Here is a 14,899-nt window from a genome sequence, read left to right on the forward strand (position 1 = left end):
TAATAGTCCGACTTATTTTACGAATATTATTTACTTTTACTAGCAGTTAGAAAAGGATTACAACATCACCTTTGGCACTTCAAAACCCAAATAACACCATTACCATTAATTATTTTCTATATTCTTCAAGTTGCTCATTAAGCCCCTTCGTTTGAGTATATACCTGTTGATATACCTTAAATAATCGCTTATACGTCTCGACATTTTCTTGAATCGGATCATAGGATTTTGCAACTTGAATAAAATGATTGGCACATTCGTTTAATGAAGCAAACCAACCGCATCCATACGCTGCAAGCATCGCCGCTCCCATTCCTGGACCTTGCTCGCTTGTCAGTCTTTCAATTTTCGTATTGAAAATATCCGCTTGCATCTGCAGCCATGTGTCATTTTTGGCACCGCCGCCAATAGAGATTATTGAATTAATCGTCTTACCATTTTCCCTGAAAATTTCAATTGATTCGTTTAGAGAGAACGTTATCCCTTCCAGAACCGCACGGGCAAAATATTTCCGATCATGAGATGCATCAACGCCAATAAAGCTACCGCGAATAGTGGCATCTGCGTGTGGTGTTCTTTCACCGACAATATATGGCGTAAATAATAGACCATTGCTGCCTGCAGGTACTTCTTCCACTCCAGCCAAAAATTGATCAAAATCTTCTTGCTTCGCGAACGTTTCCTTAAACCAGCTTAAGCTATAGCCAGCCGCAAGCGTCACACCCATTGTATAGTAAGCATTTTCTTCACCATGATTAAAATAGTGAACTTTCCCATTAAAATCTTGGTCATTTCTTTCTTCATAAGATAGTACGACACCAGAGGTACCAATGCTTGCTAACGTTTTTCCTGGTGTTAAAATTCCGGAACCAATCGCACCGCATGCATTATCAGCTCCGCCTGCAAACACTTTTACCGCTTCAGTCAATCCTGTTTTTTGGGCAAATTCAGCTGTTACTGTACCTACGAAATCATGTGATTCCACTAATGGTGGGCAAAAATCAGAGGATAGACCAAATGCCGCCAATACTTCCTGGCTCCATTCCCGTTCCGCCACATTCAGTAATAGCGTTCCTGCAGCATCGGAGTAGTCCATATGGATATTTCCAGTTAGACGGTAGCGTAAATAATCCTTTGGGAGCACAAATAATCTGGCACGTTTGAAAATGTCTGGTTCATTTTCTTTTACCCAGAGAATTTTAGGCAGGGTAAAGCCTTCTAATGCAGGGTTTTTCGTTACTTCTAATAAACGTTTACTCCCCATAACATCGTATATTTCCTGACATTGCCTTGTCGTTCTCGTGTCATTCCATAAAATTGCATTTCTTAAGACTTGATTATCTTCATCTAGTAAAACTAAACCATGCATCTGACCCGAGAAACTGATCCCCTCGATATCATTTACATCTCCATCGAACTGGTGAATTAATTCCGCTATTCCTGCTGTTGTTTTTTCAACCCATTCTTCCGGGTTTTGTTCACTGTAACTAGATTTTTCAATAATAAGCGGATATGACTTTGCTACTTCCATACATACGTCTCCACGCTGATTCACCAGTAAGATTTTCACTGCACTTGTTCCGAGGTCTACACCAATAACATATTTCATCCTTATCATCCTTTTCTAAAAAAAGTGCTGGAGGAAAGGCTTCCAGCACTTTGTAAGATTAATAGATTAAACGTGTACGCTTGATAGTGTTTCTAATAAATATTGGTTGATGATGGCTTTCAGGCGCTCTGTTCTTCCAGATGTGTTCTTAATCTCAGTTAATTGAAGAGCATACTTTTCTAATTCACGGAAGTTGGTTCTGCCCTCAACGATATCTAAGCCAACGCCTTCTTGATAGCTGCTATAGCGTTCCTCAACAAAGCTATCTAAAGCTTTATCTTCAATAAGCTTGTTTGCTACCTTTAATCCAATAGCAAATGCATCCATACCAGCGATGTGGGCATGAAAAAGATCCTCTGGCTCAAATGAACCCCGTCGTACTTTTGCATCGAAGTTTAAACCACCTTTGCCTAAACCTCCATTTTTCAATATTTCATACATTGCTAATGTATTAGAATAAAGATCAGTCGGAAATTCATCTGTATCCCATCCAAGGAGTGTATCCCCCTGGTTTGCATCCACTGATCCAAGCATTCCATTGATACGAGCTGTTCTTAACTCATGCTCAAATGTATGGCCAGCAAGAGTTGCATGGTTAGCTTCAATATTGAACTTGAAATAATCTGTCAGATCATATTTTTGCAAGAAAGCCATACTAGTCGCCACATCAAAATCATATTGGTGTTTTGTAGGTTCTTTAGGTTTTGGCTCAATCAAGAAAGGAACATTCAAACCGATTTCTTTCGCATAGTCAACTGCCATATGGAAGAAGCGAGCCAAGTTATCTTGTTCAAGCTTCATGTCCGTATTTAGGAGTGTTTCGTAGCCTTCACGACCGCCCCAAAACACATAGTTTTCAGCGCCAAGTTCCTTCGCTACTTCTAAGCCTTTTTTTACTTTCGCAGCTGAATAGGCAAATACATCAGCATTTGGAGAAGTGGCAGCACCATGTACATAACGAGGATTTGTGAACATATTTGCTGTATTCCAAAGCAACTTTGTTTTACTTGTTTTCATGTATTCCTGAATCATTGCTACGATAATATCCTGATTTTCATTTGTTTCTTTTAATGTGCTTCCTTCTGGAGCGATATCTACATCATGGAAAGCAAAATAAGGAACATTTAATTTTTCAAAGAGTTCAAATGCCGCTTCCACACGGGCTTTTGCTAAATCTAAACCTTTGAGATTATTCCATGGGCGAATCGCTGTACCAACACCAAATGGATCTGTTCCATCTGCTGTGAACGTGTGCCAATAGGTAACTGAGAATCGGAGAATATCTTCCATTGTTTTTCCATTTATCATTTCTTCTGGATTATAATACTTAAATGCTAAAGGATTTTTAGATGAAGCGCCTTCATATTGGATTTTATTAACAGTTTCGAAATAAGCCATTGTGGCATGCCTCCCAAATTTTTTAGGTTTCAGATCGTTTATGTAAATGCTTACAAAATATGAGTCTCTAAATTCTTAATCTGCAACCTGTATTAATTAGCATTGTAGCACTTTATACTTTGTTTGTCTAATAGATAAACAAAGTATACAACAAAATTAGCTGTCTAATTGAGAAAATGTAGAAATACTTCTTTCTTCTATCGATCTTGTTTTAAATCCACAACTCTCACTCAATTTGTGAACAGCTATAAAGTACTTACTTGCTTCAAATAATACTAGATAAGCCGCCATATTTTCTAGATTCAGAAATATGGCGGCTTTTCTAATACTAATACCTCTGTTTTGCTAAACGAATGACGTTCCATGACAAGTTCGGCAGAATCGTTATTACTTTACCTTCCTCACATTTTGCATTCCCGTTGGAATGTGGTTTTACTGTCTCTTTGTGTGCTGAATTGGTTTGTTTAATATTTTCATTTTCTAGAACAATATGCTCGATTACCTCATATTCATTAAAATTACGTATATCTACCTCTAGCTCCAAACCTTCTTCAAGATGACGATTAACCGCAAAAATAGTTAATGTATCTTCTTCTTCATTATAAACCGCTGTAGACTCTAAATATGGGACGTCCGTAAAATCTTTACTATCGTATTTATCACTAGTAATAATCGGATTTAACGAAATACCCCGTCCATAAACGGAAGTATGCATATAAGGATAGAATATAGTTTGCTTCCAAGCAGGTCCGTTATTTTCTGTCATAATCGGCGCAATGACATTCACTAACTGCGCAAGACAGGCAATTTTAACTCGATCCGCATGCTTCAGCAACGTAATCAACATGCATCCAACTAAGAGCGCATCTTCAAAAGTATATATATCCTCTAATTGAGGAGGCGCAATACTCCAAGGTTCAATCTGTTTATCCTGCTCATTACTGTGATACCAAACGTTCCATTCGTCAAAAGATAGATTTATAGTTTTCTTACCACGTTTTTTCGCCTTAATATAATCAGCAATGGCGACAACTGATTTTATGAAATCATCCATTTCTAAAGATAAAGCTAAATAATTGGATAGGTCATTGTCTCGATTCCCATAATACTGATGAAGAGAGATGAAATCAACATGGTCATATGTATAATCTAATACCGTTGCTTCCCAATCAGCAAATGTAGGCATCGCTCTATGCGAACTTCCACATGCTACCAATTCGATGCTTGGATCTACCCACTTCATCACCTTTGCTGCTTCCTGAGCTATTCTTCCATATTCAGCAGCGGTCTTATGTCCAATTTGCCAAGGACCATCCATTTCATTGCCAAGACACCATGTCTTTATATTATAGGGTTCTTTTACACCATGCGAGATGCGCAAATCACTATAATAAGAGCCTCCAGGATGATTGCAATATTCCACTAAATTTCTAGCTGCATCAATTCCCCTCGTACCTAAATTAACAGCCATATTTACATCTGCATTCACCAATTTAGCCCATTTCATAAATTCATTGGTACCCATTTCATTTGTTTCTGTAGTACTCCATGCAAGATCTAAGCGGTTTGGGCGTTTTTCTTTAGGACCCACACCATCCTCCCAATTATAGCCGGAGACAAAATTCCCTCCAGGATATCGGACTAACGGCACTTTTAGTTCTTTTACTAATTCTAGAACATCCTTTCTAAAGCCATTTTCATCTGCCTGAGGATGAGTAGGCTCATAAATACCTCCATATACAGCTCTGCCTAAATGTTCAATAAATGAACCATATATACGATTATCAATTTCAGCGATTTTAAAATCTTTCTCTAGAATCATTTTTGCTTTATTGGCTGCCATTTACAATCCCTCCATTTTGTTTGTACTAGCCTAACTTATATAAGTACAATATGTTCAAATCAGATCGTTATCATTGCCCATTTTGATTCCCTTGGGTACGGACAAGTCTGACTTTTAAATTTCGCTTGATAATGAATGATTGACCGGCTGTAAGAACAGGTTGTCCCATATTGAAAAGAAGAACATTGTTTGCATATTTCTACCCTTGCTTTATATAATTCATCGGATACAATATTGAACTTATTTAAATCTGCTTCCTTAATTAAAGATTGAATATGATCTTCACTGACTTTGATACTTCCTGAACAGCTTTTCAAATATTTCTCCTATTCATTCTTTCACCTCTTTCAATCTCTACCGTAACGATCGACATGAAATGTCAGTTGTGATAATTTTCGTATTCGCTCAATCCTCCTCCAATTTCTAAATGCTTTCTGGTTTTAAACGATAGATCGGATCATTTCACTTTTAACTCACATTCATAAATTGCCGAATCCCTCACTAAGAGCCATATTTCTTCAACAGATTTCTGTAATATGCATGATAGTATTCTTCAATCTATTTATTGAACATATTTCATTTCAATCTGTAGTAACACATTTCTCACTAACAAGACAGTACACGCTGCAAACATCGGGACTCCCCAAAATATCGCAAAGTTGCCAAAATATTTAAACGATTGATACAGGATAAAGATTAATATAACAATAGATAAAGATTGTACCGGGCGATTGATGACTAAATAAAGGGAGTATTTTATAATGTCTCTCATCCTGATAATGAAGCGGCTATATAGAATGAGTGAATAGACATAACTAATCATTGATAAAAGAAGGATTAAAAATAACATAGGTAACAAATATGCGCCTTTTTCGTTGGAGGCCAGAAAATCAATATCTGCACACAAAATCAGTATTAATACACTGTATGGAATCCATAGTTTTAAGGAATCTTTGAAATCTTTCTTATAGTAATAGAAATATTTTCTCACGACCCTAATTTCAGTTTCAAAAAGCATTTTAAAAATAGTTTGGAATATCGCCCCCATTGTTGGGCCAATTAACAAAAAAGCAATTAAATATAAGGGAAGTGTAATTAAGTGGAATTTTACAAATAGCAATAAAAAAATCAGAATACCACTCGTTAACAAAGCACAAATACCTACCACAAATAAACTCCAGACAATATTTGTAGTTTTGATTAAAAAGCTTTTATTTGCCATCAAAAAACACCTCATTTACTGACACTATCAACCTTTTACCCCACCAACAGTCATTCCTGATATAAAAGATTTTTGATTGAATAAGAATAATATAAGTATAGGAATAATAGACATGATCGAGCCCGAAAAGACGATATCATAGTTATTACCATATGGTGTCATTGCAGTTAATAACCCTGCAGGTATAACCAAATTCTCATCTGACCTCATAACAATCAATGGCCAAAGAAAATTATTCCAAGCTCCCATGGAAGTCATAATAGTCATTGCTCCAAAAGCCGGTTTCATCATCGGTACATATATTTGCGAGAAAATACGAAATTCTCCCGCCCCATCTATTCTAGCGGCCTCAGCATAATCATTTGGAATCCCAATTGCATATTGCCTAAAGAAAAACACTGTAGCAGGCGGAACTATTCCTGGTAATATCACCCCTGCGTAAGTATCCATTAAGCCTAAATTTGTAACTAGCTTATATAACGGAATTAATAAAATATCACCCGGAACCATCAACATAATCAAGACAAGCATAAAAATAAAATTTCGGCCTCTAAAACGATATTGCGCCAAACCATAACCTACCATTGAACAAAAAATCAGTACTAAAACTGTTTGTATAATTGTTATTAGTGCACTATTTTTAAACCAGGATAGAAATATACCATTATTATTAGTAAACAATTTTCCATAGTTACTAAAGTTGATACTGGATAAATCTATATGTATATTTAAACCCTGTGCAAAAATATCTGAGGATTCTTTAAAGGAGGAGACTAACATAAACCAAAAAGGAATCAGTATAATAAATCCGATAACACTAAGTATTAGGGTTGTGATCAAGGTTGATACTCTTTTTTTGGCCTTCATCATTAATCCTCCTTAAATAAGCCTCTTACTGAAACTTGAATCAAATTTATTGCAACCACAATCACAAACATTATTACTCCAAGCGTACATGCATACCCGAAATCCCCATCGCTAAAGGCTGTTTTGTAAATATATGTTAAGAAAGTTGTTCCAATATTATCTGGAGACTGTGCTCCCCAATACACATAAGTTTCATTAAATAATGAAAAGCCTGCGAGTATAGATATAGTTAAAACATAAGTAGTAATTGGTTTAATCATTGGCAATGTTATACTTTTAAATTTATCCCATTTACTTGCGCCATCAATTTCAGCGCATTCATACAACTCCCGTGGGATATTTTGTAACCCAGATAAAAAATAAATCATATTTACACCAAGCCATCTCCACACACATACTATTACAAGTGCAAACATAGCTGTCCCTGAATTATTAAGCCAATCAATCGGACCTATGTTAAGGTAACTAAGCCAACTGTTGAATACTCCAGTAGGTTCTTTGCTGAAAGCAAATTTAAATACCAGCCCTACAATTACCGTAGATGTTAATACTGGTATAAAGAAAATTGATCTAAAAAAATATTTATATTTAGTATTTTTATTATTCATCACTAAAGCCAGCAAGAGTGGTAATGGGATTAAAATTAAAATAGTCCAAAATGTATACCTGGTAACGTTCCATAAAGCTTTATAGAATACAGGATCTGCAAACAACCGCTTATAATTCTCTAAACCTATAAATGTCGTTTCATCGAAACCTGAAATTCTTTGGAAACTCATAATAATCGAATTTATAAAAGGGTATAAAGAAAACACTAAAAATACAATAATAAACGGGGAGACAAATAGATATGGAGCTATCTTCTGCATATTTATTTTCTTTTTTTCTCTTTTTAATGGACTTTTGCTCTTTGGACTTATTTGTGCCGTAATATCGTTCGTCATCTTCATTCCCCCCTTATCCCTCTTCATACCAAAATGTTATCCAACAAATTAAGAAGAGAATGTTCCCTCCTTAATTTGTTAGATTGCAAACATTATTTACCTGCTTTAATTCGTTTATTGGCAGATTTATCAACAGCATCCAAAGTTTTTTGTACGTCCGCCTGTTTAGTCATCATTTTTGGCATACCATTCGTGAGTAACTCATCAATAATAATCGGATAACTATTATGGGTAAAACTTAATGTTCCTACCTCATCCTTCAATACTGCCATTTGTTTAAAAATATCAGTTCCGAAATAATCTGTGTATTTGTTCGGTTTTTCCATTTCAGGACTCAGCCATACATCTGATCGAATTGGATCAAAACCAAGTATTGTCCAAGTCTTAATAGATCCTTCTTCACTGGCCTTGGATTCAACTACAAATTTCTTAAGTAAATCTTTATCATGCGCTTGATTTGTGACAACTGTAGCTGTTCCTCCAAGTCCCGCCGAACGGAGATCTCCCTCTTTAAATATTGGTAAACCCTGGATTTTTATTTTTCCGCTTAATTTAGGCATAAAGCTTACCATACGACTCATATACCACGCTGGCATGACCACTGAAGCATACTTACCTTTATTAAAGGCTGCATAATATTCTTCAATATCTTGATGGCCGCCTTCTGCCGTTTTAGCAATTTTATGTTTGTAGACCATATCTTGAAGAGTTTGTACAGCAGTTACACTGGCTTCCTCGGATAAAATAGACTTATCATCTCTTACCATATCTGCTTTCTGTTGAGCAACCATTGCCGTATATACAAATTGGGAACTTGTTTCTACAGAAGTCATATATATACCCGTCTTTTCTTTAACCACTTTCCCTGCTTCCACATAGTCATCCCAAGTTTTAATAGTGGATGGATCTACCCCCGCTTTTTTCATGATATCCATATTGTAATAAACAAGAGTTGTCCCTACATGATAATCCAGACCATAGACTTTGCCATCTACCGTATAATTATCTGTGCGTCCTTTTACTAAGTTTTCATTATATGGTTCTACTTCATTTGTAATATCTTCAAATGGAGGCTTGTTTGTTTTTGTATATTTAGCGAATTGTCCAATTTCTACGTCCGCGATATCTGGAGCACCATTACCAGAATTTAATGCTACCTGTAACTTTTGATTCATCTGATCAAAAGGAAGAACATTTATTTTCAAATTAATTTGTTCATCAGGATGATTTTTATTCCAGGTTTCAGCTGCATCTTTCCAATAATCAGCATGTACTTGTACAAATGTCCACATGGTATATTGAGCTTTTCCATCTTTTGTTTTAGCATCAGAAGGGGAGTCACCTGAACTACAGCCAGCCAATGAAAAGGACAAAACCAGTATTAATGCCAAAACAAGAGTCATTATCTTACGTTTACCAGCACTTAACACGCTCATTCTATACACCTCAATTTTTATGGTTTATACTCATTTGAACCTAGTCAATCCTTTAAATTACAAGCTATTTATAACCTCCTTTAGTCTTTTACTCTTTTAAAACAAGCTCTATTATTGTAAGCGTATTCATTTTTTACCATCATATTCCACTCGTTTGTACAAGTCAACTTACTTTTTTAATATTTTGAATATTATACAAACAACTCGGTGAATAACGTTCCATTCGATTACTACTAATCATGCGAATAGTGAGTAAATGTCCAACATTCATATACCTTACTCATCGTCAATTAATCTGAATTCAGTTACGAACATCATTAAAACTATTATTTTCCATTTTCTAATGCGAGAGAATCCTTCATTTTGATAAAATATAATTATAAAATCGTTCATTAAGGAAGATATGAAAAACATAACTTCTATGAATCAATCTCAATTAGAAAGAAAATTACTAAGATCATCGATAAGAATTTTGATTATGGAGTCTTTTTCCCCTATGGACCTACAGGAAGTGGTGGATATCCCACTGTAGTTGCTTTTATAGAAATTGAAAGCGAACTAAGCAAAAGAATTATATATTTACTATTATGAAAATACATTACCAGAAAATGATGAGGTTAAATTCGAAATATATTTAGAGGATAATCAGAAAAAGAGAGAGGTTGATGGGAAAGTCTATTATGAACGTAGTGGAGGCCCTGGTTCTTTATCATCCGAGGTAACAAAAGGAGAAAAAACTAAAGCAATCATACAAATCAAAAAAGAATTCTCAGCCATCCATCCCACTCAATAATCGGAAAAAAAGCTAAGAATTTGCCCTTGGCTTTTTTATATTTTATTAAGATTAACCTACCTGCTTCGAGAATTTTCCACAATCCGGAAGATGGCACTACGTTTCATATATAAATTTCGTTTTTTGATAACTCCCGTGTTTAATTTCATTTTCGAACTTTCTCTTATGTTTCAGAGCCATTTATGTATCTTTTAACCGCTTCAATACGTTGTTCATCATATACATTCACTCAAAAAATCCCCTGAAGAGGTAAATCCGTGTCTACCGTTTCAGGGGCAGTTCATTAACTGATGATAGTCTTCACTTTTACTTACATAAAGGTAATGTTCTTTTGACCTTGCAGAAAAATGTTCGTCTCGTGAGGCTTCGTTTCAGCAATCACTTTACCGTTTCGAACAGAGTATAGAATCTCTGCTTGCAGGCGAAGGGCATGGTAACCATCTTCCGCATTCAGCACAACGAAGTTTGCTGGATTTCCTTCTGCAATACCGTAATTTTTAAGGTTCAATGCTTTAGCACTATTACCAGTCACAAAACGTAAACTGTTTGCAATATCACTATAGCCCATTAACTGTGAAGCATGTAAGCCCATATGCAATACTTGAAGCATATTCCCGTTTCCGATTGGATACCAAGGATCCATAATATCATCATGACCGAAGCAAACATTTAATCCGTTTTGATCAAGCTCTTTTACGCGTGTTAAGCCACGACGTTTTGGATACGTGTCAAAACGCCCCTGCAGATGAATATTCACTAATGGATTTGCTACGAAATTCAATTCGGCAAGTCTAAGTACACGCATTAATTTATATGCGTAGGCATCATTGTAAGATCCCATTGCCGTCGTATGACTTGCTGTAACACGACCTTGGTAATCATTCATAATCGTTTCACGTGCTACAACTTCCACATGGCGAGACTGCTCATCATCAATTTCATCACAATGAATATCAATCGGCTTGTCATATTTCATGGCCAATTTAAAAATCTCGCGAACCGATTGAACTCCGTCTTCACGCGTAAATTCAAAGTGAGGGATTCCCCCAACAATATCAGCACCCATTTTTAAGGCTTCCTCTACTAGCTCCAACCCATTTGGATAAGATATTAGACCTTCCTGCGGGAAAGCGACAATTTGTAAATCAACAAAGTCTTTCATTTCTGCTTTCACTTCAAGCATAGCTTCTAATGCTACTAAAGAAGGATCCGTTGTATCGACATGTGTACGCACAGCACCTATTCCGTTAGCAATTTGCCAGCTAAGGGCTTTCTTTGCACGCTCTTTTACATCCTCTTTTATTAAGGAATCTTTGCGTTCAGACCAACATTGAATACCTTCAAATAAAGTCCCACTTTCATTCCAACGTGGTTGGCCTGCCGTTAAAGTAGTATCTAGATGAATATGAGGTTCAATAAATGGCGCACAAACCAGCTTTCCACTTAGATCAATTGTTTCACAGCTGTCAAATTCACCTGTACCTGCCTCAACAATCTTTAAAAATGAACCATTTTCTATTAGTAAATCCCAAAGGCCTTCTCTTCCGAAGATTGCAGCATTAGCCCACTTTTTCATAATAGCATCCTACCTCCTCTTCCCTTACCGTAACAACTGTTGTTTTCATTAGCTTAACAGCAACTACATAAACAATTCCTGTAATCAATAATGTGTTTAGTGAAGCGATTCCCGGCAATGTTAACCCCGAGATGACACCAACAGCCCATGCAATGATGGCTGGAACATGTACTTTTGCAATGTTTGCCTGCTCATACTGAATATATTGTCTTTTTTGGATAAAGAAGAAATCCACAATAATAATTGATCCAATAGCCGGCAGAGTGGATCCTAGGAATGTCAGCCAGCTTGTGAAATTGTTATAAAGTACGATGGCAAATACCGTACCAATCGTACCGTTCATCATAACCATAAATACCTTTGGCTTCTTGAACATGGTTGCAAAACCAAGTCCAGATGCGTACAGGGAGTTATCGTTTGTTGTCCAAATGTTTAATCCGAGCACTAAAACAGCCGGCAATAGTAAGCCTTGTGAAATCATTACATCTGAAATATCATTGTGACCGGTTGCTATTACACCAATCGCACCAAATAGGAACATTAATGTATTTCCTAAGAAAAAGGCAATGACAGTTGTTGTTACAGCATGTTTTCCTGATTTTGCATAGCGTGCAAAGTCGGGTGTTAATGTACCACCACTAATGAATGAACCGATTGTAATCGTTAAAGCTGCTGCTAATGTTAATGAAGTTTCAGGTTTATAAGCAATGAGCGCTTCCATTCCTCCCATATCTGAAATGGCCATTCCTGCACTCGTTGATCCAAAAATCGCAATAGCCGGTACAGCGATAAAACTTAAGATTGTTAAAGCTTTCATACCGAAATAAGCAGTTGCTGTCATTAAAATCCCTGTAATGATGACAATCGGTACCAGTGGGAGGCCAGTTAATTTAGAAACCGGATAGGCAAACATTCCTAGCCCTACACCAAACCATCCGACTTGGGTTGCAGATAACATGAATGAAGAGATATATGCTCCTTTTTCACCAAAACTATATTGTGCCAGTAAGTGAGTCGATAATCCTGTTTTTGCTGCAATATAACTTAATGCACCGGTAAATGCTCCTAATATAAGGTTTCCTAATAAGATGACACCAATCAACTGCATAAATGTTAATCCTTCACCTAATGATCCACCAGCCCACATACTTGCTGAATAGAATGTGAAGCCAAGCATAACAACAAGCATTTTCAGAAAGCTGTTACGTTTTGCTTCAGGTACTGATTGAAATGAAAAATCTTTGTCTTTTAATTGCATTTTGTTTCCTCCCAAGTTATTAGTCTTGGTGAGCAAAAAAAAACCACTTGCCATAAAGTGACAAGTGGAAGGTGTCAGAAATAACCGTATTATTCACACAATAATATATTATGTGTATAAATACGTTCTCCAAACAAAGTATCGCCCACCTTGTCAGCCTCTCTGGACTGCTCTTAAAGGTTCTCAATTTAAATTAAATCTATATTAACAGATTATCTCAGATAGTCCAATGGTAATAGATGGAGGGATTTGAAGGGAATGTATAAAGATTCCGGTATCTATTTCGATTTGCTACTCTTATACAAAAAAAGACTCCCAAATGTTTTAATTCAACATTTGGGAGTCTTTTTAATGATTAATCTTGGCAAGAATTAATCTAATGATACCGGTGGTCGGGGTCGAACCGACACTCCTTACGGAACACGATTTTGAGTCGTGCGCGTCTGCCAATTCCGCCACACCGGCAAGATTTTGGAGGCGGCAACCGGATTTGAACCGGTGATAAAGGTTTTGCAGACCTCTGCCTTACCACTTGGCTATGCCGCCAAATTTGTTGGAGCGGAAGACGGGGCTCGAACCCGCGACCCTCACCTTGGCAAGGTGATGTTCTACCACTGAACTACTTCCGCATTAAGTTGGCTGGGCTAGCAGGATTCGAACCTACGAATGACGGAGTCAAAGTCCGTTGCCTTACCACTTGGCTATAGCCCAACAATTAAATTTATTAGTTAGTATAAGCTATTATTCGAGTTTAATCTAAAAATGGGGCGACTGATGGGAATCGAACCCACGAATGTCGGAACCACAATCCGATGCGTTAACCACTTCGCCACAATCGCCATATTTATTGGCAGGGGCAGTAGGAATTGAACCCACACTGGAGGTTTTGGAGACCTCTGTTCTACCTTTAAACTATGCCCCTATAATGAATGGTGGAGGGGGGCAGATTCGAACTGCCGAACCCGAAGGAGCGGATTTACAGTCCGCCGCGTTTAGCCACTTCGCTACCCCTCCGATATTAAGAGTGCCGGCAAGAGGACTTGAACCCCCAACCTACTGATTACAAGTCAGTTGCTCTACCAATTGAGCTACACCGGCATAATATTTAGGGAAAATCATTATCTGTTAAATTTTAATTAATAATGGTGGCTCAGGACGGAATCGAACCGCCGACACAAGGATTTTCAGTCCTTTGCTCTACCGACTGAGCTACTGAGCCAACTTCATTATGTAAATGGCGGTCCGGACGGGACTCGAACCCGCGACCTCCTGCGTGACAGGCAGGCATTCTAACCAACTGAACTACCGGACCATTTATTGCGGGGACAGGATTTGAACCTGCGACCTTCGGGTTATGAGCCCGACGAGCTACCAGACTGCTCCACCCCGCGCCAATGTGAGTGTGATACTAGTTTTTATGGTGGAGGATGACGGGATCGAACCGCCGACCCTCTGCTTGTAAGGCAGATGCTCTCCCAGCTGAGCTAATCCTCCACATTAAATGGTGACCCCTACGGGATTCGAACCCGTGTTACCGCCGTGAAAGGGCGGTGTCTTAACCGCTTGACCAAGGGGCCAATTATTGTGAGTTATTATGGCGGAGAGCAAGGGATTCGAACCCTTGAGACAGCGTTGACCGTCTACACGATTTCCAATCGTGCTCCTTCGACCTCTCGGACAGCTCTCCATTTATGGCTCCGCAGGTAGGATTCGAACCTACGACCGTTCGGTTAACAGCCGAATGCTCTACCACTGAGCTACTGCGGAATAATTATAATGCCTGGCGACGTCCTACTCTCACAGGGACTCGCGTCCCAACTACCATCGGCGCTGAAGAGCTTAACTTCCGTGTTCGGAATGGGAACGGGTGTGGCCTCTTCGCCATCGTCACCAGACGATTTTGTCAGCGACATTTATTATTATATCGTATTTCTGACATTTTTCAAGAGAAAT

At 37.7% G+C, this 14,899-nt stretch carries 10 protein-coding genes, 15 tRNA genes and 1 rRNA gene; all 26 read right to left on the bottom strand.

Annotated elements, in window-relative coordinates; genetic code table 11:
• Nucleotides 1-109 precede the first annotated feature (109 nt).
• The 26 genes from xylB to rrf all read right to left on the bottom strand — a co-directional run bounded on the left by xylB (nt 110) and on the right by rrf (nt 14,841).
• Nucleotides 110-1,609: a xylulokinase gene (gene xylB / locus FHY47_RS16700; RefSeq protein ID WP_148631198.1), complete on the bottom strand. Its 1,500-nt coding sequence runs from the start codon at nt 1,607-1,609 to the stop codon at nt 110-112.
• Between the two features lie 66 nt (nt 1,610-1,675).
• Nucleotides 1,676-3,007, bottom strand: a complete 1,332-nt coding sequence (xylA, locus tag FHY47_RS16705; RefSeq protein ID WP_148631200.1) for a xylose isomerase — start codon at nt 3,005-3,007, stop codon at nt 1,676-1,678.
• A 328-nt stretch (nt 3,008-3,335) separates the two neighbouring features.
• Complete coding sequence (arfA, locus tag FHY47_RS16710; RefSeq protein ID WP_148631202.1) at nt 3,336-4,850, bottom strand: arabinosylfuranosidase ArfA; 1,515 nt, start codon at nt 4,848-4,850, stop codon at nt 3,336-3,338.
• A gap of 59 nt (nt 4,851-4,909) precedes the next feature.
• Nucleotides 4,910-5,167, bottom strand: a complete 258-nt coding sequence (locus FHY47_RS16715; RefSeq protein WP_066102841.1) for a hypothetical protein — start codon at nt 5,165-5,167, stop codon at nt 4,910-4,912.
• A gap of 245 nt (nt 5,168-5,412) precedes the next feature.
• Entirely contained in the window at nt 5,413-6,072 is a 660-nt protein-coding gene (locus tag FHY47_RS16720) for a DUF624 domain-containing protein (RefSeq protein ID WP_066102844.1), read from the bottom strand.
• A 27-nt stretch (nt 6,073-6,099) separates the two neighbouring features.
• Entirely contained in the window at nt 6,100-6,942 is an 843-nt protein-coding gene (locus FHY47_RS16725; protein WP_066102847.1) for a carbohydrate ABC transporter permease, read from the bottom strand.
• The gene (locus tag FHY47_RS16730; RefSeq protein ID WP_225983650.1) at nt 6,942-7,883 is read right to left on the bottom strand and encodes a carbohydrate ABC transporter permease; all 942 of its coding nucleotides are present in this window, start codon (nt 7,881-7,883) and stop codon (nt 6,942-6,944) included. Before FHY47_RS16730 ends, FHY47_RS16725 begins: the two co-directional genes overlap by 1 nt.
• Before the next feature lie 92 nt (nt 7,884-7,975).
• On the bottom strand, nt 7,976-9,319 hold the full coding sequence (locus FHY47_RS16735) for an ABC transporter substrate-binding protein (RefSeq protein WP_148631204.1): 1,344 nt from the start codon (nt 9,317-9,319) through the stop codon (nt 7,976-7,978).
• Between the two features lie 1,103 nt (nt 9,320-10,422).
• Nucleotides 10,423-11,688 (bottom strand): cytosine deaminase, encoded by a 1,266-nt coding sequence (gene codA / locus FHY47_RS16740; RefSeq protein ID WP_148631206.1) that lies wholly within the window; start codon nt 11,686-11,688, stop codon nt 10,423-10,425.
• Nucleotides 11,672-12,946 (bottom strand): cytosine permease, encoded by a 1,275-nt coding sequence (codB, locus tag FHY47_RS16745; RefSeq protein WP_140462301.1) that lies wholly within the window; start codon nt 12,944-12,946, stop codon nt 11,672-11,674. Before codB ends, codA begins: the two co-directional genes overlap by 17 nt.
• 383 nt (nt 12,947-13,329) lie before the next feature.
• Nucleotides 13,330-13,411, bottom strand: a tRNA-Leu gene (locus tag FHY47_RS16750).
• A 7-nt stretch (nt 13,412-13,418) separates the two neighbouring features.
• A tRNA-Cys gene (locus FHY47_RS16755) sits at nt 13,419-13,492 on the bottom strand.
• An 8-nt stretch (nt 13,493-13,500) separates the two neighbouring features.
• A tRNA-Gly gene (locus FHY47_RS16760) sits at nt 13,501-13,575 on the bottom strand.
• Nucleotides 13,576-13,582: 7 nt separating this feature from the next.
• Nucleotides 13,583-13,657: transfer RNA gene (locus FHY47_RS16765), tRNA-Gln, on the bottom strand.
• Nucleotides 13,658-13,709: 52 nt separating this feature from the next.
• Nucleotides 13,710-13,785: transfer RNA gene (locus tag FHY47_RS16770), tRNA-His, on the bottom strand.
• Nucleotides 13,786-13,794: 9 nt separating this feature from the next.
• Nucleotides 13,795-13,868: transfer RNA gene (locus tag FHY47_RS16775), tRNA-Trp, on the bottom strand.
• Between the two features lie 8 nt (nt 13,869-13,876).
• Nucleotides 13,877-13,960 (bottom strand) — tRNA-Tyr (locus FHY47_RS16780).
• Nucleotides 13,961-13,971: 11 nt separating this feature from the next.
• A tRNA-Thr gene (locus tag FHY47_RS16785) sits at nt 13,972-14,044 on the bottom strand.
• A 45-nt stretch (nt 14,045-14,089) separates the two neighbouring features.
• A tRNA-Phe gene (locus tag FHY47_RS16790) sits at nt 14,090-14,165 on the bottom strand.
• 16 nt (nt 14,166-14,181) lie between these two features.
• Nucleotides 14,182-14,258: transfer RNA gene (locus FHY47_RS16795), tRNA-Asp, on the bottom strand.
• 5 nt (nt 14,259-14,263) lie between these two features.
• Nucleotides 14,264-14,337 (bottom strand) — tRNA-Met (locus tag FHY47_RS16800).
• Between the two features lie 27 nt (nt 14,338-14,364).
• Nucleotides 14,365-14,440: transfer RNA gene (locus FHY47_RS16805), tRNA-Val, on the bottom strand.
• Nucleotides 14,441-14,448: 8 nt separating this feature from the next.
• Nucleotides 14,449-14,523, bottom strand: a tRNA-Glu gene (locus FHY47_RS16810).
• A gap of 18 nt (nt 14,524-14,541) precedes the next feature.
• A tRNA-Ser gene (locus FHY47_RS16815) sits at nt 14,542-14,633 on the bottom strand.
• Between the two features lie 5 nt (nt 14,634-14,638).
• Nucleotides 14,639-14,713, bottom strand: a tRNA-Asn gene (locus FHY47_RS16820).
• Nucleotides 14,714-14,724: 11 nt separating this feature from the next.
• Nucleotides 14,725-14,841: ribosomal RNA gene (rrf, locus tag FHY47_RS16825) — 5S ribosomal RNA — on the bottom strand.
• Between the last annotated feature and the right edge of the window lie 58 nt (nt 14,842-14,899).

The sequence above is a fragment of the Bacillus sp. E214 genome (assembly GCF_008087365.1).
Classification (GTDB): domain Bacteria; phylum Bacillota; class Bacilli; order Bacillales; family Pradoshiaceae; genus Pradoshia.